Annotated in this window: 18 protein-coding genes; 16 read left to right on the top strand and 2 right to left on the bottom strand. The window is 73.3% G+C overall.

Annotated features, from left to right (window positions below; genetic code table 11):
• The first annotated feature begins 192 nt into the window (after window positions 1-192).
• From BOQ63_RS18065 to mutM, 5 genes are all read left to right on the top strand, one after another.
• Complete coding sequence (locus BOQ63_RS18065; protein ID WP_030554875.1) at window positions 193-1,434, top strand: F0F1 ATP synthase subunit B; 1,242 nt, start codon at window positions 193-195, stop codon at window positions 1,432-1,434.
• 173 nt (window positions 1,435-1,607) lie between these two features.
• Entirely contained in the window at window positions 1,608-2,276 is a 669-nt protein-coding gene (locus BOQ63_RS18060) for a YceD family protein (RefSeq protein WP_030288020.1), read from the top strand.
• Window positions 2,277-2,278: 2 nt separating this feature from the next.
• Window positions 2,279-2,452 carry a 50S ribosomal protein L32 gene (gene rpmF, locus BOQ63_RS18055; RefSeq protein WP_030056747.1) on the top strand — a complete coding sequence of 58 codons (174 nt, stop codon included), beginning with the start codon at window positions 2,279-2,281 and terminating at the stop codon, window positions 2,450-2,452.
• Window positions 2,453-2,472: 20 nt separating this feature from the next.
• Entirely contained in the window at window positions 2,473-3,261 is a 789-nt protein-coding gene (gene rnc, locus BOQ63_RS18050; protein WP_033354224.1) for a ribonuclease III, read from the top strand.
• 55 nt (window positions 3,262-3,316) lie between these two features.
• Window positions 3,317-4,195: a bifunctional DNA-formamidopyrimidine glycosylase/DNA-(apurinic or apyrimidinic site) lyase gene (gene mutM / locus BOQ63_RS18045; RefSeq protein ID WP_030288015.1), complete on the top strand. Its 879-nt coding sequence runs from the start codon at window positions 3,317-3,319 to the stop codon at window positions 4,193-4,195.
• An 8-nt stretch (window positions 4,196-4,203) separates the two neighbouring features.
• Here the strand turns inward: mutM and BOQ63_RS18040 are convergent, their stop codons facing one another.
• Complete coding sequence (locus BOQ63_RS18040; protein ID WP_030288013.1) at window positions 4,204-5,124, bottom strand: DMT family transporter; 921 nt, start codon at window positions 5,122-5,124, stop codon at window positions 4,204-4,206.
• 315 nt (window positions 5,125-5,439) lie between these two features.
• Here BOQ63_RS18040 and BOQ63_RS18035 point away from each other — a divergent pair, with 315 nt between their 5' ends.
• The 5 genes from BOQ63_RS18035 to ftsY all read left to right on the top strand — a co-directional run bounded on the left by BOQ63_RS18035 (window position 5,440) and on the right by ftsY (window position 12,897).
• On the top strand, window positions 5,440-6,792 hold the full coding sequence (locus BOQ63_RS18035; RefSeq protein ID WP_030554873.1) for a DUF4381 domain-containing protein: 1,353 nt from the start codon (window positions 5,440-5,442) through the stop codon (window positions 6,790-6,792).
• Window positions 6,793-6,977: 185 nt separating this feature from the next.
• Entirely contained in the window at window positions 6,978-7,277 is a 300-nt protein-coding gene (locus tag BOQ63_RS18030) for an acylphosphatase (protein WP_030288010.1), read from the top strand.
• A gap of 411 nt (window positions 7,278-7,688) precedes the next feature.
• Window positions 7,689-7,892 (top strand): hypothetical protein, encoded by a 204-nt coding sequence (locus tag BOQ63_RS18025; RefSeq protein WP_030288008.1) that lies wholly within the window; start codon window positions 7,689-7,691, stop codon window positions 7,890-7,892.
• A 157-nt stretch (window positions 7,893-8,049) separates the two neighbouring features.
• Window positions 8,050-11,640 (top strand): chromosome segregation protein SMC, encoded by a 3,591-nt coding sequence (gene smc, locus BOQ63_RS18020; RefSeq protein WP_150475976.1) that lies wholly within the window; start codon window positions 8,050-8,052, stop codon window positions 11,638-11,640.
• A gap of 48 nt (window positions 11,641-11,688) precedes the next feature.
• Window positions 11,689-12,897 (top strand): signal recognition particle-docking protein FtsY, encoded by a 1,209-nt coding sequence (gene ftsY / locus BOQ63_RS18015; RefSeq protein ID WP_030288004.1) that lies wholly within the window; start codon window positions 11,689-11,691, stop codon window positions 12,895-12,897.
• 185 nt (window positions 12,898-13,082) lie between these two features.
• Here the strand turns inward: ftsY and BOQ63_RS18010 are convergent, their stop codons facing one another.
• Window positions 13,083-13,772 (bottom strand): bifunctional DNA primase/polymerase, encoded by a 690-nt coding sequence (locus BOQ63_RS18010; protein ID WP_030554869.1) that lies wholly within the window; start codon window positions 13,770-13,772, stop codon window positions 13,083-13,085.
• Between the two features lie 614 nt (window positions 13,773-14,386).
• Between BOQ63_RS18010 and nsdA the strand changes: the two genes are divergently transcribed.
• The 6 genes from nsdA (at window position 14,387) to BOQ63_RS17980 (ending at window position 22,858) form a co-directional block, all read left to right on the top strand.
• Window positions 14,387-15,841 carry a transcriptional repressor NsdA gene (gene nsdA, locus BOQ63_RS18005; RefSeq protein WP_030288000.1) on the top strand — a complete coding sequence of 485 codons (1,455 nt, stop codon included), beginning with the start codon at window positions 14,387-14,389 and terminating at the stop codon, window positions 15,839-15,841.
• A 285-nt stretch (window positions 15,842-16,126) separates the two neighbouring features.
• Complete coding sequence (locus tag BOQ63_RS18000) at window positions 16,127-17,515, top strand: ammonium transporter (RefSeq protein ID WP_030287998.1); 1,389 nt, start codon at window positions 16,127-16,129, stop codon at window positions 17,513-17,515.
• Window positions 17,512-17,850 (top strand): P-II family nitrogen regulator, encoded by a 339-nt coding sequence (locus BOQ63_RS17995; protein WP_030287996.1) that lies wholly within the window; start codon window positions 17,512-17,514, stop codon window positions 17,848-17,850. Before BOQ63_RS18000 ends, BOQ63_RS17995 begins: the two co-directional genes overlap by 4 nt.
• Window positions 17,851-17,983: 133 nt before the next feature.
• Window positions 17,984-20,494 (top strand): [protein-PII] uridylyltransferase, encoded by a 2,511-nt coding sequence (locus BOQ63_RS17990; protein WP_150475974.1) that lies wholly within the window; start codon window positions 17,984-17,986, stop codon window positions 20,492-20,494.
• Window positions 20,495-20,629: 135 nt separating this feature from the next.
• A complete protein-coding gene (ffh, locus tag BOQ63_RS17985; RefSeq protein WP_030287992.1) occupies window positions 20,630-22,195 on the top strand; it encodes a signal recognition particle protein in 1,566 nt (521 codons plus the stop codon).
• A gap of 138 nt (window positions 22,196-22,333) precedes the next feature.
• Window positions 22,334-22,858: a GNAT family N-acetyltransferase gene (locus BOQ63_RS17980; RefSeq protein WP_079183655.1), complete on the top strand. Its 525-nt coding sequence runs from the start codon at window positions 22,334-22,336 to the stop codon at window positions 22,856-22,858.
• The last annotated feature ends 63 nt before the right edge of the window (window positions 22,859-22,921 follow it).

Below are 22,921 nucleotides of genomic sequence, written 5' to 3'. Positions count from 1 at the left end.
CCGGGCGGCGGAGTTCGTCCTTTTCTGCCGGTTCGTCATGGCTTGTCCGATGTCCGAAGGCCGGATCGGCTCGGGCGTTGTGACCGCGCCCCGGGGTGGCCGTACAGTCTGTATTCCTGCCCTGCGGTGAGGTCCACCGCGCCGGGCCTGCCTCCGCCGGACCGTCGGCGGCACACGGAAAGACGAAGCCCCGTGGACGTGCAGAACAAGGTCGACGAGATCGTGGCGGCGGTCGAGAACGCCCGCTCGATGCCGATGTCGGCCTCCTGCGTGGTGAACCGGGCCGAACTGATCGGCCTGCTCAACGACCTCAAGGCGGCCCTGCCCGCCGAACTCGCCCAGGCCCAGTCGGTGATGGCCGACCACGAGCAGGTGGTGGCCGGCGCCCAGGCCGAGGCGGACCGGATCATCCAGGGCGCGCACGCCGAGCGCGGTTCGCTGATCTCCGACACCGAGGTGGTCCGCCGGGCCCAGGCCGAGGCCGACCGGATCCTGGCCGAGGCCCGCGCCGAGATCGACGCCCAGCGCGCCGAGGCCGACGACTACGTGGACAGCAAGCTCGCCAACTTCGAGGTCGTGCTGACCAAGACGCTCGGCGCGGTCGGCCGCGGCCGGACCAAGCTGCGCGGCGACTCCGGCGCCTTCGAGGCCGAGGGCGAGACCGACGGCGAGGAGTTCCAGCCGCAGCGGAGCACCCCGAGCCCCGAGGTCGACGAGTACGTCGACGTGAAGCTCGCCACCCTGGAGAACGTGCTCAGCGCCACCCTGGAGGCGGTCGGCAAGGGCCGCGACAAGCTGCTCGGCAAGAAGCCCATCGACGACCTGGGTGCCTACCTGGCCGCCGCCGACGAGGCCCAGCAGGCCAAGGAGCGCGCCGAGGCGGTGGCCGCCGGCTTCGCCGCGGAGGCCGACGCCGACGGCGCCGACCTCGCCTGGTACCGCGAGGACGTCCCGCAGCAGCAGACCTGGCCCGAACAGGCCCCGGCCGCGGCAGGCTGGCAGGCCCCCGGGGCCGACCAGTACGCGCCGGCCGCCCAGCACCAGGACGGCCGGCCCCACGACGCCGGGCAGCACCAGACCGGGCAGCACCAGGCCGGACAGTACGCCGAGGTGTACGGCGGCGGCTTCGACCCGGCCGTCCAGAGTGACCCGTACAACACCCAGTGGGGCCACCAGCAGGGCGGCTACCCCCAGCAGCAGCCCCACTACGAGGGCCAGCAGCACCAGCAGCACCAGGGCCAGCAGCAGGGCGCCTACGGCTATCAGCAGCAGCAGGACGGCTACGCGGCCCAGCCGTACGACGGTTACCACTACCCGCAGCAGCCCGCCCTGCCCCCGGCCGTGCCGCACCAGCAGCAAGGTCTGGACGAGACCAGCTTCTTCGACACCAGCATGATCGACATGACCCGGCTGCGGGAGCTCGGCGGCCGCTGAACAGCCCCGGGACGACCGGGCGGGAGTCTCCTGACGGGACCGAAGTTGGGCCTGGCGGGAGACTCCGGTAGTCTGACCACTCCGGCATCCCCATGTCCGGCTGTCGGCTTGCCCGCGCCAGGTCGACCGGTGACGGGGGCCACAGCGTTGATTCCTATGGAAGTCAGGACACCTTGAACCGCCTCGACCACCGCGACCCCCTCGTGTTCGACACGCACGAGCTGGGCCGTCGTCCGGGCGCGATGCGCAAGGTGAGCCGGACCCTGGAGGCCCCCGAGGGCTTCGGGATCATCGACGTGATCGGCGTCCCGGAGAAGAGCCCGATCGAGCTGGAGCTCCGCCTGGAGTCCGTGGTCGAGGGCGTGCTGGTCACCGGCACCGCCGACGCCCACGTCGAGGGCGAGTGCGTCCGGTGCCTGGAGCCCGTCGAGTTCGACATCGACGTGGACTTCCAGGAGCTGTACTACTACCCGGAGTCCGACGAGCGTCACCGCGCCCGGACCTCCGGGACCGAGGACCTCGACGAGGACTCGGAAGAAGAGACTTACCGTCTGGAGGGCGACTTCTTCGACCTCCAGCCGGTGCTGCGTGACGCGGTGGTGCTCGCACTGCCGCTGCAGCCGGTGTGCCAGGAAGACTGCCTGGGTCTGTGCTCCGAGTGCGGAGCGCGCCTGAGTGACGACCCGGCGCACCACCACAACGCCGTCGACCCCCGGTGGGCGGCTCTGCAGGGACTCTCCGCCGATTCCGGCGACGAGGCCCGTGGCGAAGCCGCTGATCTGCGGCGGGGAATCAAGAACAGCGACACCCGTGAGGGTCTCGCCGAGAACCAGGAGAAGTAGCCGTGGCTGTTCCGAAGCGGAAGATGTCGCGCAGCAACACGCGCCACCGCCGGTCCAACTGGAAGGCCGTCGTTCCGGCCCTCGTGGCGTGCGACCGCTGCCACGAGCCGAAGCTGGGCCACATCGCGTGCCCGAGCTGCGGCACGTACAACCGTCGCCAGGTCCTCTCGGTCTGATCGGCGGGGTGCACGGATCGATGTCGGACGGTAACTCCACCCGCAAGGCGTCCTCTGCCTCGAAGGGTTCTTCGGGCAGCGGCAAGGCCGGCGGGCCGGCTTCGACCGAATACGACGTCCTGGAAGGGCGCCTCGGGTACACACTTGAGCGCGCCCTTCTGGTACGTGCCCTGACCCACCGCTCGTACGCGTACGAGAACGGGGGTCTGCCCACCAACGAGCGCCTGGAGTTCCTCGGCGACTCGGTGCTGGGCCTGGTGGTGACCGACACCCTCTACCGCGTCCACCCGGACGTCCCGGAGGGCACGCTCGCCAAGCTGCGCGCCGCGGTGGTCAACTCCCGCGCGCTCGCTGACGTCGGCCGGGGCCTGGACCTCGGCGCGTTCATCCGGCTCGGCAAGGGCGAGGAGGGCACCGGCGGCCGCGACAAGTCGTCGATCCTCGCCGACACCGTCGAGGCCGTGATCGGGGCCATCTACCTGGACCGCGGTCTGGAGGCGGCCACCGAGTTCGTCCACCGGCTGTTCGACCCGCTGATCGAGGAGTCCTCTCAGCTGGGCGCCGGCCTGGACTGGAAGACCAGCCTCCAGGAGCTCACCGCCTCGGTGGGCATCGGGGTGCCCGAGTACGTGGTCATGGAGTCCGGTCCGGACCACGAGAAGACCTTCACCGCAGCTGCCCGGGTGGCCGGCGAGGACTTCGGCAGCGGCGTCGGCCGCTCGAAGAAGGAAGCCGAGCAGAAGGCCGCCGAGAGCGCCTGGCGTGCGATCAAGGAGAAGTACGCCGACCGGCTGCCCGCAGGCGCCTGACGGCGAAGTAGCCTTCACTCCTGCCGATCCCCTTCGAAGCAGGAGGCCCCTTCCCGTGCCCGAACTCCCCGAGGTCGAAGTCGTCCGCCGCGGTCTGGCGAACTGGGTCACCGGGCGGACCGTCGGCGACGTCCAGGTGCTGCACCCGCGCGCGGTGCGCCGCCAGCCGGCCGGCGCGGCCGACTTCACGGCGCGGCTGACCGGCACCACCCTCGGCACCGCGCAGCGCCGCGGCAAGTACCTCTGGGTGCCGCTGAGCGGCACCGGCACGGGCTTCTCGCTGATCGGCCACCTCGGGATGAGCGGCCAACTCCTCGTCCAGGACCCGACGGCGGCGGACGAGACCCATCTGCGGGTCCGGCTGCGCTTCACCGACGGCGGGCGCGAGCTGCGCTTCGTCGACCAGCGGACCTTCGGCGGTCTGGCCGTCGAGGAGGCCGAGGAGGGCGACCCGGAGGGCACGCCCGTCTCCATCGCGCACATCGCCCGCGACCCGCTCGACCCCCGCTTCGACGACGCCGCCTTCGTGGCCGCGCTGCGCGCCAGGCGCACCACCGTCAAGCGCGCGCTGCTCGACCAGACCCTGATCAGCGGCGTCGGCAACATCTACGCCGACGAGGCGCTGTGGCGCTCCGGGCTGCACTACGACCGCCCGACCGCGACCGTCACCCGCCCGCAGGCAGCGCTGCTGCTGGCCAACGCCCGGGACGTGATGACGGCGGCGCTGGCCGTGGGCGGCACCAGCTTCGACAGCCTGTACGTCAACGTGAACGGCGAGAGCGGCTACTTCTCCCGGGACCTCGACGCCTACGGCCGGGAGCACGAGCCCTGCCGCCGCTGCGGAACCGCGATCCGGCGGGCCGCCTGGATGAACCGTTCCAGCTACTTCTGCCCCCGCTGCCAGCGCGTGCCGCGGCTGCGCAGCGGGGGCTGAGGGCCGCGCTACTTGCGGGCGAGCTCCGGGTGTTCGGCGGAGGCCTCGCCCGGGGCGCCGTGCTCGCTCTGGCCGAAGTAGGCGACGCCGACCGCCGAGACCACCGCGAGCAGGAAGCCGGCCACGCCGAGCCAGCCCAGGCCGGCCTTGGAGGAGTCGCCGAGCCAGAGCACGCCGACCGCGCCGGGAAGCACCGTCTCGCCGACCACCAGCGCGGCGGTGGCGCCGTTGACCGAGCCGATCTGCAGCGCCACGGTGTGGATGTACATGCCGCCGAGGCCGCCGACCAGGACCGCGTACAGGGCGGGGTCGGAGAGCAGCGTGCCGAGCTGGAACGGGTCGAGGCCGTTCAGGATCCGCACGCCGACGCCCAGGCCGCCGAAGCCGAGGCCGGAGAGCAGACCGGCGACGATCGCGCCCTTGGAGCCCATCCGGCGCACCAGCAGGCTGCCGCCGGCCAGCAGCACGGTGGTGATGATCAGCAGGCCCCAGTGGAAGGCCGTCGAGGCGTGGTGACCGCCCTCGGGGCCGGCCGAGACGGCCAGCAGCACCAGGGCCGAGCAGAGCACGCCGATCGAGGCCCACTCCAGCTGCCTGAGCCGGATGCCCAGCAACTTGATGCTCAGCACCGCGGTGATCACCAGGTTGGCGCTGATGATGGTCTGGGAGAGGAACAGCGGCAGCAGCCGCGCGGCCAGCGCGCCGAGTCCGAAGCCGATCAGGTCGAGCACCGTGCCGAGGATGAACTCCCAGGTGACGGCGGCCTTGGCGGTGGAGGACAGGCTCGGCCCGCCGTGCTCGGTGGTCGAGGTGGTGGCGCCCCTGGCCTCCTCCTCCCGGGCCGAGCGGCGGGATCCGACGGCCTGCAGGACCGAGCCGGTGCCGTAGCAGGCGGATGCCGCCACGGCCGTGACGAGGCCGATGATCACCGAGCGCTCCGATCGGGTGTTGGGTCAAGAAAAGGTCATGGGACCAGCGGTCCGGGACCAGTGTGCCCGTTCTCGCGGTAGCGTCGGGACGCCCCCTCGGGCTGCCCCGCCGCGCCCCGGGCCGCCCCGGGCCCGCCGGGACGTACGTCCGGCCGCCACCCGCGGTTCCCGCGGTCCGACGGTCTCAGGGTCCACTCGGGGAAATCTCATCCGCGAGAAGGGGAGCCGCCCCGGCGGACGGCGGGGAATCTTGTCATAACCAGTATGCGAAGGGTATGCCGTGCTCCGTGGCCGGTCACGGTAGCGTCGGGGGTTATGAGAACCCTTGCACGACGTTCCCGGGGCGCCGGGCCACTTGCCCTGGTGGCGGCGCTGCTCGGGCTGCTGCTCCTCCTGGCGCCCGCGGCCTCCGCCGCCGGCGGCCTGAGCGACGCGGCGGCCACGCTAAAGAAGGGCCAGGTCTACGTCGCCCCGACGATGCAGGACCGGTTCAGTCAGGCCCAGGCGGACGCGCTGACCAAGAAGATCGAGAAGGCCGACAAGCCGATCTTCATCGCGGTCGTCCCCGACGCCGCCAACAAGGACACCGTCCTCACGGACCTGCGCACCCTGGTGGGCATCGACGGCGTCTACGGCGTCTGGCGGGGCACCAGCGGCTTCATGGCCCGCTCCGACCGCGGCGCGATGGCCGCCGGCGCCGCGGACCGGATCGGGGGCGCCGTCGCCCGTGCCGACAAGGGCGACATCAACGCCACCCTGAACGACTTCGTCGACCAGGCCGCCCCGCAGACCAAGGGCACCGGGGTCAACCACAGCACCTCGATCGCCTGGGTGATCATCCCGGTCGTGCTGGTGGCGCTGGCCGGTGCCGGTGTCTTCTTCCTCTTCCGCCGCGCCAAGAAGCGCAAGGAGGAGCAGGCCCGCGCCGAGCTGGAGCAGCTGCGCCGCGTGGTGGACGAGGACATCACCGCGTTCGGCGTGGAGCTGGAGCGGCTCGACTTCAACCCGGGCGCGGCCGACGCGGACGACGCCCAGCGCACCGACTACAGCCACGCCCTGGACTCGTATGAGAAGTCCAAGCGGCTGATGGCCGAGGCCAGGAAGCCCGAGGACGTCAAGCAGGTCACCGAGGCGATCGAGGACGGCCGCTTCCAGCTGGCCACCCTGGCGGCCCGGCGCGAGAAGCGCCCGCTGCCCGAGCGACGTCCCCCGTGCTTCATGGACCCGCGCCACGGCCCGTCCGTCAAGGACGTCGACTGGGCCCCGGCCGGCGGTTCCGCCCGTCCCGTCCCGGTCTGCCAGGCCGACGCGGACCGGGTGGCGGCCGGCCTCGACCCGGCGGTGCGCACCGTCGACACCGAGTACGGCCCGCAGCCGTACTGGAACGCCGGCCCGGCCTACGCGCCGTACGCGGGCGGCTACTACAGCGGCTTCGGTGGCGGCGGTCTGCTCCCGGGCCTGCTGGTCGGCACCGTGCTCGGTTCGATGATGAGCAGCCCGGCCTACGCGGCGGCGCCGATGATGGAGGGCGGCCACGGCGGCCACGGCGGCTACCAGGACCAGTACGAGGGCGGCGACTACACCGGGGCCGACTTCAACGCCGCGGACTTCGGCGGCAGCGACTGGAGTGGCGGTGGCGACTTCGGCGGCGGTGGCGACGACTGGTGATCCGCTGATCCGAGCCTGATCCTCGGCCCCGCCGGTTCTTCCGGCGGGGCCGTTCGCGTCCCCGGTGCGGGGCCGGGCGATGGGTTCGAGGAGCCGATCCGGTGACCCTGGTGCGCACCCCGGGCCGGACGGTCGAGGGCCCGGTGGGGCTGTGACCGGTCCCGCGGCCGGTTAGGGTCGGGGGCATGCACGGTCGCGATGCCCACAGTGATGAACCGGTCCGGGTGACCGCCTGGGTCCGGGGGAAGGTCCAGCAGGTCGGGTTCCGCTGGTGGACCAGGGCGCGGGCGCTGGAGATCGGCCTGACCGGCTACGCGAGCAACCTCGGCGACGGCCGGGTGCAGGTGGTGGCCGAGGGCCTGGCCGCCGACTGCGAGCTGCTGCTGGCCCTGCTGCGCGGCCCCGACACGCCCGGTGCGGTGAGCGGTGTGACCGAGATCTGGACCGCCGTCGGCGCTGGTTACGAGGGCTTCGAGATCCGCTGAGCCCCGGTTTCCCGGCCCCGCGCCGCGGTCCCGAGGAAATGATCGGCAACCGTCGGTGTCATACGGTTGCCATTCGGGCAGACTCGTGGTTGACTCCGCATCGAACGATGATCCACGAGCACGTGGTGGACCAGGGCCCGAGACCCCCAGGCGTGACGACACCGCCGGGCAGGTGACAGGGGCGCGGTAGCGTGCGGTGATCGTGTTGACCCGTACCGTCTTTGGTGAGACGCTTGAAGCCCGCGCACACGATCGCGTTTCCCGGTAGGCGCATGCCCTCGTGAGCCCAGCTCACGGTGGTTGTGCCGTAGTGCCCAGCCAGCACTTCCGGTGCGCGCCGCGCGTGCGTCCCCCTTCCCCCTAGACCTGTACCGTTCCGGTTCGGTCACTCAGCGTGGAGGACCATTCATCATGGCAAAGGCGCTTCTCGGGTACGTCGGCGGCCCCGACCCGCGAATGCTCTCCGAGATGCGACGGCTTCAGCAGCGCGTTCAGGACCTTGAAGCCGAGCTCCTTCGGATGCAGGCTGAGAACGACGCTCTGACCGCTGTCGCTGGCGAGCACTCGCTGCTCAACAGCATCGATCTCGATCACCGGGAGCCGGCTCTCACCTGAGCCCCACCCCCGGTCTCGCAGATCGACGCCGCTGTGCACTGAGCCGCCCCGAAAGGGACGCAGCTTTGCAAGGGACGCCCTGATGTGGCGTCCCTTCGTCGTGTCGGACTCCGGATACAGTCGGTTCCCGTCCTGAGCGATTGAGGAGACCGGCCGCGTGCACCTGAAGAGTCTGACGCTGCGCGGATTCAAGTCCTTCGCCTCCAGCACCACCCTGCGCTTCGAGCCCGGCATCACCTGCGTGGTCGGGCCGAACGGCTCCGGCAAGTCCAACGTGGTGGACGCGCTGTCCTGGGTGATGGGCGAGCAGGGGGCCAAGTCGCTGCGCGGCGGCAAGATGGAGGACGTCATCTTCGCCGGGACCAGCGGGCGCGCCCCGCTCGGCCGGGCCGAGGTCAGCCTCACCATCGACAACGGCGACGGCGCCCTGCCGATCGACTACGCCGAGGTGACGATCACCCGGACCATGTTCCGCAACGGCGGCAGTGAGTACGCGCTCAACGGCGAGACCTGCCGACTGCTGGACATCCAGGAACTGCTCTCCGACTCCGGCATCGGCCGCGAGATGCACGTCATCGTCGGACAGGGCCAGCTCGACTCCGTCCTGCACGCCGACCCGATGGGCCGGCGCGCCTTCATCGAGGAGGCGGCCGGCGTCCTCAAGCACCGCAAGCGCAAGGAGAAGGCGCTGCGGAAGCTGGACGCGATGCAGGCCAACCTCAACCGCGTCCAGGACCTGGTGGCCGAACTGCGCCGCCAGCTCGGACCGCTCGGCCGGCAGGCCCGGATCGCCCGCCGCGCCGCCGGCATCCAGGCCGACCTGCGCGACGCCCGGCTGAGGCTGCTCGCCGACGACCTGCTCACCCTCCGCCGGGCCGTCGAGGCCGAGGTCGCCGACGAACTCGCGCTGCGGCTGCGCCGGACCACCGTCGAACAGGAACTGGCCCGCGCGGTGCAGCACGAACGGGTCCTGGAGGCGCAGGTCCAGCAGCTCGGCCCGAGCCTGGAGACCGCCCGGCAGACCTGGTACCGGCTCTCCGCGCTCGCCGAACGCACCCGCGGCACGATCGGTCTCGCCGAGGCCCGGGCCCGGCACGCCGTCGCCGGGGGCGCGGCCGAGGAGCGGCGCGGCCGGGACCCGGAGGAGCTGGAACGGGAGGCCGAGCGGGTCCGCGAGGAGGAGGCCGCGCTCGCCGAGGCGCTGGAGGAGGCCCAGTACGCGCTGGCCGAGGCGGTCGAACGCAAGAGCGAGCTGGAACGCGGGCTGGCCGCCGAGGAACGCCGGCTGCGGGACGCCGCCCGGGCCATCGCGGACCGCCGCGAGGGCCTGGCCCGGCTGCAGGGGCAGGCCGCCGCCGCCCGCCTCCGGGCCGGCTCGGCCGAGGCCGAGATCGGCCGGCTCACCGACGCCAGGGACGAGGCGCTGCTGCGCGCCGAGGCCGCGCAGGGCGAACTGGACGAGCTCCAGCAGCAGGTGGACGGCCTGGCCGGGGAGGACGAACAGGCCGAGGCCGGGCACCGGCAGGCCCGGGGCCGGCTGGCCGAGGTCGAACGGGAGTTGGCCGCCGCCCGGGACGCGGCCGGGGCGGCCGAGCGCGAGCGGGCCGGACTGACCGCGCGGCACGAGGCGCTCTCGCTCGGGCTGCGCCGCAAGGACGGCACCGGCGCGCTGCTGGACGCCGGGGAACGGCTGACCGGGCTGCTCGGCCCGGCCGCCGCGCTGCTGCGGATCGAGACCGGCTACGAGGTGCCGCTCGCCGCCGCGCTCGGGGCGGCCGCCGACGCGGTGGCCGTCGACTCACCGGACGCAGCCGCGGCGGCACTGCGGCTGCTGCGAGCCCAGGACGCCGGGCGGGCCGCGCTGTTGGTCGCAGGCGCCCCGGAAGCCCCCCGCGTCGACCGCCAGTTGCCCGACTGGGCCCGCTGGGCCGCCGAACTGGTGGACGGCCCGGCCGAGTTGCTCGCCGCCGTACGCGACCGGCTGGCCGGGGTGGCGGTGGTGGCCGACCTGGCCCACGCGCTGCGGCTGGTCACCGAACGCCCCGAACTGTCCGCCGTCACCGCCGATGGCGACCGGCTCGGTGCCGGCTTCGCCCAGGGCGGCTCCGCCGGTGCGCCCAGCCTGCTGGAGACCCGGGCGGCGGTGGACCAGACGGCCCGGGCGATCGACGAACTCGCCCACCGCTGCGCCGAGTCGGCCGAACGGCTGGCCGAACTCACCGAACAGCGCCGGGAGTCGGCGGCCGAGGTCGAGCGACTCGGCGAGCTGCGGCGGCAGGCGGAGAAGGACCGGGCCCAGGTCGCCGGCGCCCTCGGCCGGCTCGGCGGGCAGGCCCGCGCCGCCGCCGGGGAGGCCGAGCGGCTGTCGGCCGCCGCCGCCCGGGCCGAGCAGGGCCTGGCCGAACTGCTCGCCACCGCCGAGGAACTGGCCGCACGGCTGGCCGCGGCCGAGGAGTCGGCGGAGGCGGGGGAGGACGAGCCGGACCGGGCCGAGCAGCAGCGCCTCGCCGAGGCGGCCTCCGCCGCCCGGCAGGCCGAACTGGAGGCCCGGCTCGCGGTACGCACCCACGAGGAGCGGGTCCGCGCCCTGGCCGGCCGGGCCGACCAGCTGGACCGGGCCGCCCGCGCCGAACGCGAGGCGCGCGCCCGGGCCGCCGAGCGCCGCCGGCGCGCCGAGCACGACGCCCGGGTGGCGAACGCCGTCGCGGCGGGCGCCCGGCAGCTGCTGGCCTGCCTGGAGGTGTCGCTGGCCCGCGCCGACGCCGGGCGCGCGGCCGCCGAGCAGGCGCTCGCGGAGCGGGAGGCCGAGCTCCGGGAGCACCGCGAGCACGGGCGCGGCCTCAAGGAGGAACTGGACAAGCTGGTCGACGCCGGGCACCGGGACGAGGTGCTGCGGGCGGAGAAGCGGCTGCGGATCGAGCAGCTGGAGGCCCGCGCGCTGGAGGAGTTCGGCATCGACGGGGGCGAGCTGCTGGCCTCGTACGGGCCGGACCAGCCCGTCCCGCCGTCAACGCCCGAGGACGGGCAGGCGCCGGGGGAGCCGTACCCGTACGTCCGGGCCGAGCAGGAGAAGCGGTTGAAGGCCGCCGAGAAGGCGTATCAGCAGCTGGGCAAGGTCAACCCGCTGGCGCTGGAGGAGTTCGCCGCGCTGGAGGAGCGCCACCAGTTCCTCGGCGAGCAGCTGGACGACCTCAAGCGCAGCCGGCGTGACCTGCTGGACATCGTCCGGGACGTCGACCGGCGGGTCGAGCAGCTGTTCACCTCGGCGTACCACGACACCGCCGCCCAGTTCGAGGGCGTCTTCGCCCGGCTCTTCCCGGGCGGTGAGGGGCGGCTGGTGCTGACCGACCCGGACAACATGCTCACCACCGGGGTCGAGGTGGAGGCCCGGCCGCCCGGCAAGAAGGTCAAACGGCTGTCGCTGCTGTCCGGCGGCGAGCGCTCGCTGACCGCTGTGGCCCTGCTGGTGGCGATCTTCAAGGCCCGCCCCAGCCCGTTCTACGTGATGGACGAGGTGGAGGCGGCGCTGGACGAGACCAACCTGCGCCGGCTGATCGGGATCATGGAGGAGCTGCGGGAGAGCTCCCAGCTGATCGTGATCACCCACCAGAAGCTGACCATGGAGTCCGCCGACGCGCTGTACGGCGTGACCATGAAGGGCGACGGCATCTCCCAGGTGATCAGCCAGCGGCTGCGCGACGAGCACCGCGAGCGGCGTCCTTCAGGCGTCCGTAGGGTGACGGTCTAGGCCGGGCTGCGGTCCGGAACGGCTCCGGTCACGGATACTGGGGGCGTTATGGAATACGTGATCCTTGCCGTAGTCATCGCCGTGGTCGCCATCGGCGCGATCGCCGGCCTCGTCGTTTCCGGCAGACGACGCCAGCAGCTGCCCCCGAAGTCGCAGGCGCCGGTCATCACGGCGCCGAAGACCCCCCAGGAGCCCCAGGTCGGCGAGGAGGCCGCGCCTCCGACCGAGGAGCCGCGCCGCACCGTCGAGGAGGTGCCGCTCCCCGAGGCCCCCGAGGCCGTCGAGGTCGAGGCTCCGGCCGAGGCCGAGGTGGCACCCGCCATCGAGGTTCCCGAGCCCACCGCCGGCCGGCTGGTCCGGCTTCGCTCCCGGCTCTCCCGCTCGCAGAACTCGCTCGGCAAGGGTCTGCTCTCGCTGCTCTCCCGCGAGCACCTGGACGAGGACACCTGGGAGGAGATCGAGGAGACCCTGCTCACCGCGGACGTCGGCGTCGCCCCGACCCAGGAGCTCGTCGAGCGGCTGCGCACCCGGGTGAAGGTGCTCGGCACCCGCACCCCGGACGAGCTGCGCGGCCTGCTGCGCGAGGAGCTGGTCGAGCTGGTCGGCAAGGACGCCGACCGCACCGTCCGCTCGACCAAGCACGAGGAGGGCCCGGCCGTGGTCCTGGTCGTCGGCGTCAACGGCGTCGGCAAGACCACCACCACCGGCAAGCTGGCCCGGGTGCTGGTCGCCGACGGCCGCAAGGTGGTGCTCGGCGCGGCCGACACCTTCCGGGCCGCCGCCGCGGACCAGCTGCAGACCTGGGGCGAGCGGGTCGGTGCGCGCACCGTGCGCGGCCCGGAGGGCGGCGACCCGGCCTCGATCGCCTTCGACGCGGTCAAGGAGGGCATCGCCGAGGGTGTGGACACCGTGCTGATCGACACCGCCGGCCGACTGCACACCAAGACCGGCCTGATGGACGAGCTGGGCAAGGTCAAGCGGGTCGTCGAGAAGCACGGCCCGGTGGACGAGGTGCTGCTGGTGCTGGACGCCACCACCGGTCAGAACGGCCTGATCCAGGCCCGGGTGTTCGCCGAGGTGGTGGACATCACCGGCATCGTGCTGACCAAGCTGGACGGCACCGCCAAGGGCGGCATCGTGGTCGCGGTGCAGCGCGAGCTGGGCGTGCCGGTCAAGCTGATCGGTCTGGGCGAGGGCGCGGACGACCTGGCGCCGTTCGAGCCGGGTGCGTTCGTGGACGCGCTGATCGGGGACTGACCGGGGCCTCCCGTCGGTGAGGGTCCGCTCCTTCGGGGGCGGGCCCTTTCGCGTGTGTCGGGCGACCGCCTCGAGCGGAAGGGGCGCGCCGGTGCCGGAAGGGAGGAGCGGCGAGAGCGGGGGGCGAGCGCCGGAGCGACGACCGTCGGCGCCGGATCAGAGCGTCCCGGAGGCGAGCGGGCGAGTCACGAAGCCATCCAGGCCGGCTCGGCGGTGCGCTCGCGGCTGCGGTGGCAGGCGTAGGCGAGGGTGCCGAGCAGCAGCCGGGCCTCGGGCGGGCAGCCGGCGTTGTCGCGGGTGGGGCGACGCAGCCAGCGGACCGGGCCGAGTTCGCCGAGGACGGTGGGCGGGGCGGCGACGTAGCTGCCCTCGCCGTGGCAGGTGAGGTCGAGCGCGGCGTCGTCCCAGCCCATCCGGTAGAGCAGGTCGGGCAGGCGGCGGGCGGTTCCGGCGGCGACCAGGAACTGCAGCCGGCCGGTGGGCGGGGCGAGCACCGGGCCGATCTGGGTGCCCATCCGCTCCAGCCGGACCAGCGCCTGGAGGCCGGCCTGCTCGGGGACGTCCAGCACGTCGAAGGCGCGGCCGGTGGGGAAGAGCACCGAGCCCTCGGCGCCGGTGGCGGCCCGGCTCGCGCTGCCCGGTACGGGGTGCAGGCCGGGGGCGGCGCAGCGGTGGGAGCCGCAGGGACAGCGGGTCGGGGCGGTGGCGCCGGTGCCCGGGGTGCCGGTGGCCGGGTCGCCGGGGGCGACCGTCCAGCCCCAGCGGCCGGTGTACTCCGCGGCGGCCTGGGACGCGGTGACCTTGGTGCGGCGGCGCGCGCCCAGCGGTGCCAGCCGCAGGTGCCCCAGTCGAAGTTCGCCGAACAGGTTGTCCATGCCTCCCCCAACAGGTTGTCGTTGCCGATGGTTACGGGATGGTGACTGTGTGTTGATTGTCCGTTGCGTGGTGCGTGGTGCGGTGGCGGCGCGCAGCGCTTGGCGCGCGCCTGTCGCGACGGTGTGCCTCGGGCGCCGCCTTGTGGGGGCGGCGCCGATGCCGGATCGTCGGGTGCGTGAGGCGGTTGCCGTCCCGAGTGGACGGCGAAATCGCTTGTGGCAGCGGTGGATTGCGAGGTCTGCCGGGGCTTCCGGGGTTGGCCGGGGGACTTGGCGGCCCGCATATGCCGGACCGTCGCGACTACCTAGTGAAGCCTGTGCCCCCGTGCTTCGGTTCACTCCTGGGGGTGGCGAAAGGTGGCGTTTCGCCAGGGCCGCTCCCACGGGTGCCCCGAGGGGCACTACGTTCAGCACACGGACGTCGCCGGGGTTCCTGCTCCGGGCCGTCGGGGAACGGGAGTTGGGGATCTGACGCACCGTCTACGACGATGGCACACCAGTACGACGAGGCGGTACGCAGCACCTCAGGCACGGCACGTCTGGCAAGAGCCCGCACACCGTCGGGCGGTCACGATCGGGGCCCCGCAGGGGCCGGGCGGGATGGGGACGTTCCCATGGCAGAGAAGCAACCCAATGAGAAGCTGACCACGTGGTTCGCCCGCAGCGGCTGGTCCAAGGGCGAGTTGGCCCGCCAGGTCAACCGCCGGGCCCGGCAGATCGGCGCCCACCACGTGTCCACCGACACCTCCCGGGTGCGCCGCTGGCTCGACGGCGAGCAGCCCCGCGAGCCGATCCCCAAGATCATGTCGGAGCTGTTCTCGGAGCGCTTCGGCTCGGTGGTCTCGATCGAGGACCTCGGCCTGCGCGCCGCGATCCCGGTCTCCACCGTCGGCGGCGGCGTGGACCTGCCGTGGAGCGGACCGCAGACCGTCCAGCTGATCAGCGACTACTCCCGCAGCGACCTGATGCTCAACCGCCGGGGATTCCTCGGCACCTCGCTGGCGCTGACCGCCGGCGCCGCGCTGATCGAGCCGATGCAGCGCTGGCTCGCCCCCGGCCCGACCGGCGTGCCCACCCCGATCCTCACCGCGGCCAACGGCGGCGAGGCGTTCACCGGCCGGCTCTCGGAGCCCGAGCTGGAACTGCTGGAGCAGACCACCGTCATGTTCCGCCAGTGGGATGCCCAGAACGGCGGCGGGCTGCGCCGCAAGGCCGTGGTCGGCCAGCTCCACGAGGTCACCGACCTGCTCCAGGAGACGTACAGCGAGGACACCACCAAGCGGCTGTTCCGGCTCACCGCCGAACTCGCCCACCTGGCCGGCTGGATGTCCTACGACGTCGGGATGCACCCGAGCGCGCAGAAGTACTACGTGCTGGCCCTGCACGCGGCCAAGGAGGCCGGCGACCGCCCGTTCGGCGCGCTGATCCTCACCGACATGAGCCGTCAGATGATCCACCTTAACCGGGGCGAGGACGCCCTGGAGCTGATCCACCTGGCCCAGTACGGCAGCCGCGACACCGCCACCCCGCGCCAGCAGTCCCTGCTGTACGCGATGGAGGCGCGCGCCTACGCCACCATCGGCGAGGTCAACCGCTGCGCCCGGGCGATCCGGCTGTCCGAGGACACCTTCACCGACATCCGCGACGGGGACGGCGAGCCGGACTGGCTGAAGTTCTTCTCGCCGGCCGAGCTGAACGCCGAGAACGCCCACTCGTACCGCGACCTGGCGTACCACTCGGACAACGCCCAGCTGTACGCCTCGCTGTCGGCGCCGGTGATGGAGCGCGCGGTCGACCTGTTCCGCCAGGACGAGGACCACGTGCGCTCGTACGCCTTCAACCTGATCGGCATGGCCAGCGTGCACCTGCTGCAGAAGGAGGCCGAGGAGGCCGTCCGGTACGCCGAGCAGGCGGTGGACATCGCGACCAAGGTGCGGTCGGAGCGGCTGAACTCCCGGGTCCGCAAGACCACGGAGGCGGCGTCCGCCCGGTTCCGGGGCGTGGACGCGGTGAGCCGGCTCAAGGAGCGGGTGGTTCAGGACATTCCGGAGTTCGTCTCGGTGGTCTGAACGGTCCCCGGGCGAGGACACCACCGACCGTGACGGCCGCCGCCGTCACGGTCGGTGGCGTTTCCGGCGACGGACCGTGCGGCGCGGCGGCACGGTAACCCGTCCGGCCCAACGACAGGGCCGTGGTTCACGTGCCCGTAACCAGCGCGTCGCATGCGTCACGGCCGTGAAACAACCGGCCGCACTGGCCGAAACCAGCCTTCGGCACTCTCCTGTTCATCGCCGCCACCCCGGGTGGCACGGGACAGGTACCCGGGGAGCGGCCCTCACGCAGAGGAGACGCCGATGCCGGACGGCTTCAGCGCGGGCGACACCGCCTTCGTGCTCATCAGTGCGGCCCTGGTCATGGTGATGACCCCGGGCCTGGCCTTCTTCTACGGGGGCATGGTCAGGGCCAAGAGCACACTGAACATGCTGGCGATGAGCTTCCTCTCGCTCGGCATCGTCAGCGTGCTGTGGGTCCTCTACGGCTACTCGCTCAGCTTCGGGCCCGACGCCTTCGCCGGGCTCATCGGAAACCTGGACTTCCTCGGGATGCGCGGCATCGGGCTGAACGAGCTGAGCGGCTCGATCCCGGTGACGGCTTTCGCGATCTTCCAGCTGATGTTCGCGATCATCACCCCGGCCCTGATCAGCGGCGCCATCGCGGACCGGGCCAAGTTCGGCGCCTGGGGCCTGTTCATCGCGCTCTGGGTGACGGTCGTCTACTTCCCGGTCGCACACTGGGTGTTCTTCGTCGACAACGGCCACGGCGGCTGGCTGGGCGACCGGAACGGCGTGATCGACTTCGCCGGCGGTACGGCCGTGCACATCAACGCCGGTGTGGCGGGCCTCGCGCTCTGCCTGGTGCTGGGCAAGCGGATCGGCTTCAAGAAGGACCCGATGCGCCCGCACAGCCTGCCGCTGGTGATGCTCGGCTCCGGGCTGCTCTGGTTCGGCTGGTTCGGCTTCAACGCGGGCTCGGCGCTGGCCGCCAACGGCGTCGCCGCGATGGCGATGGTCAACACCCAGGTCGCCACCGGCGCGGCGCTGGTCGGCTGGCTGGTCTTCGAGAAGCTCAAGCACGGCGCGTTCACCACGCTGGGCGCCGCCTCCGGCGCGGTGGCCGGGCTGGTCGCGATCACCCCGGCCTGCGGTTCGGTGAGTCCGCTCGGCGCGGTGGCGATCGGCCTGATCGCGGGCGCGGTCTGCGCCGCCGCGGTCTCGCTCAAGTACCGCTGGGGCTTCGACGACTCGCTCGACGTGGTGGGTGTGCACGCGGTGGGCGGGGCGATCGGCTCGCTGCTGATCGGCCTGTTCGCCACCGGCGGGGTCGGCCAGACCGCCAAGGGCCTGTTCTACGGCGGCGGGCCGGCCCAGCTCGGCAAGCAGGCGATGGGCGTGGCGGTGGTCGCGGCGTACTCCTTCGTGCTGTCCTGGCTGCTGGCCAAGGCGGTCGACAAGCTGGTCGGCTTCCGGGTCCCCGAGGAGGTCGAGGTGGCCGGCATCGACCAGGCGGAACACGCCGAGTCCGCCTACGATTTCAGCGCCGTCGGCGCGGGCCTGGCCCGGGCGCTCCCCTCCCTGGGCACCGGTGCCGCGCCCGGCGGGAAGCCTGCCGGGAAGGCCGCCGAGAAGGCTGCTGAGAAGTCCGCCCAGAAGACTGCCGAGAAGACCGAGGTCGACGCCCGATGAAGCTCATCACCGCCGTGATCAAGCCGTACCGCCTGGACGAGGTGAAGGCCGCCCTGCAAGCCTTCGGGATCCACGGCCTGACCGTCACCGAGGCCAGCGGCTACGGCCGCCAGCGCGGCCACACCGAGGTCTACCGGGGCGCCGAGTACACCGTGGACCTGGTGCCGAAGGTCAGGATCGAGGTCCTGGTCGAGGACGAGGACGCCGACGAGCTGATCGACGTCCTGGTGAAGGCCGCCCGGACCGGGAAGATCGGTGACGGCAAGGTGTGGAGCATCCCGGTCGACACCGCCGTCCGGGTCCGCACCGGCGAACGCGGGCCCGACGCCCTGTGAGGCACTGAGCGATCCGGCGGGCCCGCCCTCCCCCACGGGGCGCGGGTCCGCCGGTCGGCGTACCCGCGCCCGGGCCCCGCTACGGCCGTACGGGCGCCCAGGACCAACCCGCACGACGGACGGGACTCCGCGCATGACCATCGAGACCGGCCCCTCCTCCGGCCCCTCCTCCGGCCCCTCGGACCCCTCGGACCCTTCGGCCTACGCCGCGGCCCGGGCCGCGCTGCTCGACCGGCCGGGGCTGACCGGCCGCCCGCGCCGCGCCGCGCTCGCCCGGCTGACCGACGACTGGCTGGCCGGACTGCTCGCCGCGGCCGGCGTCCCGTCGTCGGGTGCCTCGTCGTCCGGCGCCCCCTCGTCCGGCGTCGCGCTGGTCGCCGTCGGCGGCTACGGCCGGGGAGAGCTGTCCCCGCGCAGCGACCTGGACGTGCTGCTGCTGCACGACGGCCCGATCGCCCCCGAACTGCCCGAGCGGATCTGGTACCCGGTCTGGGACGCGGGCGCCAAGCTCGACCACTCGGTGCGCACCCCCGCCGAGGCCCGCGCGGTGGCCGCCGCCGACCTCAAGGCCCAGCTGGGCCTGCTGGACGCCCGCCACCTCGCCGGGGACGGGGCGCTCACCGCCGCACTGCGCTCCGCGGTGCTCACCGACTGGCGCGCGAGCGCCCCCGCGCGACTGCCCGAGCTGCGCGAGCTGGGCCGGGAGCGCGCCGAACGGCACGGTGAGCTGTCCTTCCTGCTGGAGCCCGACCTGAAGGAGGCCCGCGGCGGCCTGCGCGACCTGGTCGCGCTCGACGCCGTCGCCGCCACCTGGCTCGCCGACGCCCCCAGGGACGGGCTGGACGCCGCCGCGCTGCGGCTCGCCGACGTCCGCGACGCGCTGCACCTGGCCACCGGCCGGGCCACCGAGCGGCTCAGCCTCCAGGACCAGGACCAGGTCGCCGAGCGGCTCGGCGTGCTGGACGCCGACACCCTGCTGCGCCAGGTCTACGAGGCCGCCCGGACCGTCGCCTACGCGGGCGACGTCACCTGGCGGGCGGTGGACCGGGTGCTCGCCGCCCGGTCCGGCCGGGGCCGCCGGACGGGCCGCCCGGTCTTCCGGTTCGCCGGCGCCGGGCGCGGCGCGGGTGCGGTGGCCCGGGGCGCCGTCGCCCGCCGCCCGCTCGCCGAGGGAGTGGTCGAGCAGGACGGCGAGGCGGTGCTCGCCCAGGGCGCCCGCCCGGCCGCCGACCCGGTGCTGCCGCTGCGCGCCGCGGCCGCCGCGGCGCAGAACGGGCTGACCGTCTCGTACGCGACGGTGCGCCGGCTGGCCGCCGAGTGCCGGCCGCTGCCGGTGCCCTGGCCGGACGAGGCGCGCGAGCAGCTGGTCACCCTGCTGGGGGCGGGGGAGGCGGCCGTCCCGGTGTGGGAGGCGCTGGAGGCGGAGGGGCTGATCACGAAGCTGCTGCCGGACTGGGAGCGGGTGCGCTGCCGTCCTCAGCGCAACGCGGTGCACCGCTGGACGGTCGACCGGCACCTGGTGGAGACGGCCGTCCGGGCCGCCTCGATGACCCGCCGGGTCGCCCGGCCGGACCTGCTGCTGGTCGCCGCGCTGCTGCACGACATCGGCAAGGGCTGGCCCGGGGACCACAGCGAGGCCGGCGAGGTGATCGTCCGCGACCTCGCCGTCCGGATGGGCTTCCCCGCCGAGGACACCGAGACCCTGGCGGTGCTGGTCCGCCACCACCTGACCCTGGTCGACACCGCGACCCGGCGCGATCCGGACGACCCGGCCACCGTCGAGGCGATCACCAAGGCGGTCGGCACCCCGTCGGAGCTGGAACTGCTGCACGCGCTCACCGAGGCGGACGCGCTGGCCACCGGACCGGCGGCGTGGAGCGGCTGGCGGGCCTCGCTGGTGGACGGCCTGGTGGCCCGGGCCGCCGCGCAGCTGGCCGGGGGAGGGGCCGCGCCGGAAGGGGCCGCGCCCTGGGCCCGTCCGAGCGCCGAGCAGGAGCGGATCGCGGTCGAGGCCGCCCGCACCGGCGGCCCCGCGCTGTCCCTGCTGGCCCGGGCCGAGGGGGCGGACCCGGGCAGCGGGCCGATGGGCGTCGAGCTGACCCTCGCCGTTCCGGACCGGCCCGGACTGCTCGGCACGGTGGCCGGAGTACTGGCGCTGCACCGGCTGACCGTCCGCTCGGCGGGCCTGCGCGAGCTGGACCCGGTCGGCTCCGGCCCGGTACTGCTGCTGTCCTGGCGGGTGGCCGCCGAGTTCGGCGAGCTGCCGGAGGCGGCCCGGCTGCGGGCCGACCTGCGCCGGGCGCTGGACGGCTCGCTGGACGTCTCCCGCCGCCTCGCCGAGCGGGACGCCGCCGCCCCGCGCCGCAGGGGCATCCCCACCCCGCCGCCGCTGGTCGCGGTGGCGCCCGCGGTGGCCTCGGCGACCGCGACCGTGCTGGAGGTCCGCGCGCACGACGCCCCCGGGCTGCTGCACCGGATCGGCCGGGCGCTGGACGGGGCGGGCGTCCGGGTGCGCACCGCGCACGTGTCCACGCTGGGCGCGGAGGCCGTCGACTCCTTCTACCTGACCGATCCGGCGGGCCGTCCGCTCACCGCAGGACGGGCCGGGGAGGTGGCCGCAGCGGTCCGGGCGGCACTGGGCTGAGGGGCTCCGCGGGGGCTGCTCCCCGGGCCGCTCCGGGCATTCCGCCCCGGGGGTGGAGACCGTACCCGGGGTGGCCGGATACCCTGGGGGACGACGACCGTACCGATACCGATGCCGCAGAGGACCCGCGACGACGTGTTCGACACCCTTTCCGATCGCCTCGCAGCGACGTTCAAGAACCTCCGGGGCAAGGGCCGCCTGAGCGAGGCGGACATCGACGCCACCGCCCGCGAGATCCGCATCGCGCTGCTGGAGGCGGACGTCGCGCTGCCGGTCGTCCGGGCCTTCATCAAGCAGGTCAAGGAGCGGGCGCTCGGCGCCGAGGTCTCCGGCGCGCTGAACCCGGCGCAGCAGATCATCAAGATCGTCAACGAGGAGCTCATCGCGATCCTCGGCGGCGAGACCCGCCGGGTGCGGTTCGCCAAGAACGGCCCGACGGTCATCATGCTCGCCGGTCTGCAGGGTGCCGGTAAGACCACCCTGGCGGGCAAGCTCGGCCACTGGCTGCAGAAGCAGAAGCACACCCCGCTGCTGGTCGCCTGTGACCTCCAGCGCCCCAACGCGGTCAACCAGCTCCAGGTGGTGGCCGAGCGGGCCGGCGTGGCCTTCTACGGCCCCCAGCCGGGCAACGGCGTCGGCGACCCGGTGCAGGTGGCCAAGGACTCGATCGAGTACGCCAAGCAGAAGCAGTACGACGTCGTCATCGTCGACACCGCCGGCCGCCTCGGCATCGACGCCGAGCTGATGCAGCAGGCCGCCGACATCCGCGCCGCGGTGGACCCGGACGAGGTCCTGTTCGTCGTCGACGCGATGATCGGTCAGGACGCGGTCACCACCGCGCAGGCCTTCCTCGACGGCGTCGACTTCACCGGTGTGGTGCTCTCCAAGCTCGACGGTGACGCCCGCGGTGGCGCCGCCCTGTCGGTCGCGCACGTCACCGGCCGGCAGATCATGTTCGCCTCCAACGGCGAGAAGGTCGACGACTTCGACGCCTTCCACCCGGACCGGATGGCCTCGCGCATCCTGGGCATGGGTGACGTCCTCTCGCTGATCGAGAGGGCCGAGCAGACCTTCTCGCAGGCCGAGGCCGAGAAGATCGCGGCCAAGCTGCGCGGCGGCCCGAAGGCGTTCACCCTGGACGACTTCCTGTCGCAGCTGGAGCAGGTCCAGAAGATGGGCTCGATCTCCAAGCTGCTCGGCATGCTGCCCGGCATGGGCCAGATCCGCGAGCAGATCAACAACATCGACGACAAGGACGTCAACCGGGTCGGCGCGATCATCAAGTCGATGACCCCGGCCGAGCGCGCCGAGCCGGAGCTGATCAACGGCTCCCGCCGCGCCCGCATCGCCAAGGGTTCGGGCGTCCAGGTCGGCGAGGTCAAGAACCTGGTCGAGCGGTTCTTCGACGCCCGCAAGATGATGTCCGCGATGGCCTCCGGCAAGGGCGTGCCCGGCATGCCGGGGATCCCGGGCATGGGCGGCGGCGCCAAGAAGTCCGCCAAGAAGGCCCCGCAGGCCAAGGGCAAGCGCAAGAGCGGCAACCCGCTGAAGCGCGCGCAGGAGGAGGCCGCGGCCGCCGAGCGCCGCGCGCTCGGCCCGGGCGGCGGCCAGGGTCCGGCCGACGGCGGCGCGTTCGGCCTCGGCGCGGGCAAGGGCCCGGCCGACTTCGAGCTGCCCAAGGAGTTCAAGGACATGCTGTAGTCCTTGGCCCGAGCGTTGGTGACCGGCTCCGTCCGGTCCTGATCGGCCCGTCGTCCGGTGCTCTCCGGACGGCGGGCCGATCGTGCGTCCGAGGCGGGTGCCGTGTCCGGGAACGCCGCCGTGTCCGATGATGTCGGCATGCGAGTGATGATCAGGGCCCCGAGGGCCGAGGACGAGGTTCTGTACGCGGAGGCGGTCCGCCGGTCCGCCGAGCACATCGGGCGGTGGAACCCGGTCGAGCCGGACGGGCTGCCGGAACTGCTGGGCCGCCAGGGCGCCGGCCTGCGCACGTTCCTGATCTTCGACCGGGACACCGGCGGGCTGGTCGGCAAGGTGAACGTCGCCAACATCGTGATGGGCAGGTTCTGCAACGCCACGCTGGGCTACGACTCCTACCTCCCGTACGCCGGCACCGGGCGGATGACCGAGGGCGTGCGGCTGGTCCTGGACCGCTGCTTCGCCCCGCAGTCGGCGGACGGGCTGGGTCTGCACCGGCTGGAGATCAACGTGCAGCCGGAGAACGAGCGCTCGATCGCGCTGGCCAAGCGGCTGGGCTTCCGGCATGAGGGCTTCACGCCGCGGATGCTGTTCCTCCAGGGGGACTGGCGCGACCACGAGCGGTTCGCGCTGACCGCCGAGGAGTGGCCGGGCGCCGCGGGCTGACCGGTGCCGCCGGGGCATATCCGCTGGTCGGGAGCCTAGATGCGGCCGTACGGCCGGGCGGGC

It is taken from the genome of Streptomyces viridifaciens (assembly GCF_001888885.2).
Classification (GTDB): domain Bacteria; phylum Actinomycetota; class Actinomycetes; order Streptomycetales; family Streptomycetaceae; genus Kitasatospora; species Kitasatospora aureofaciens.
The sequence above is the reverse complement of the archived record's forward strand: the minus strand, read 5'-3'. Positions and strand labels throughout refer to the sequence as shown.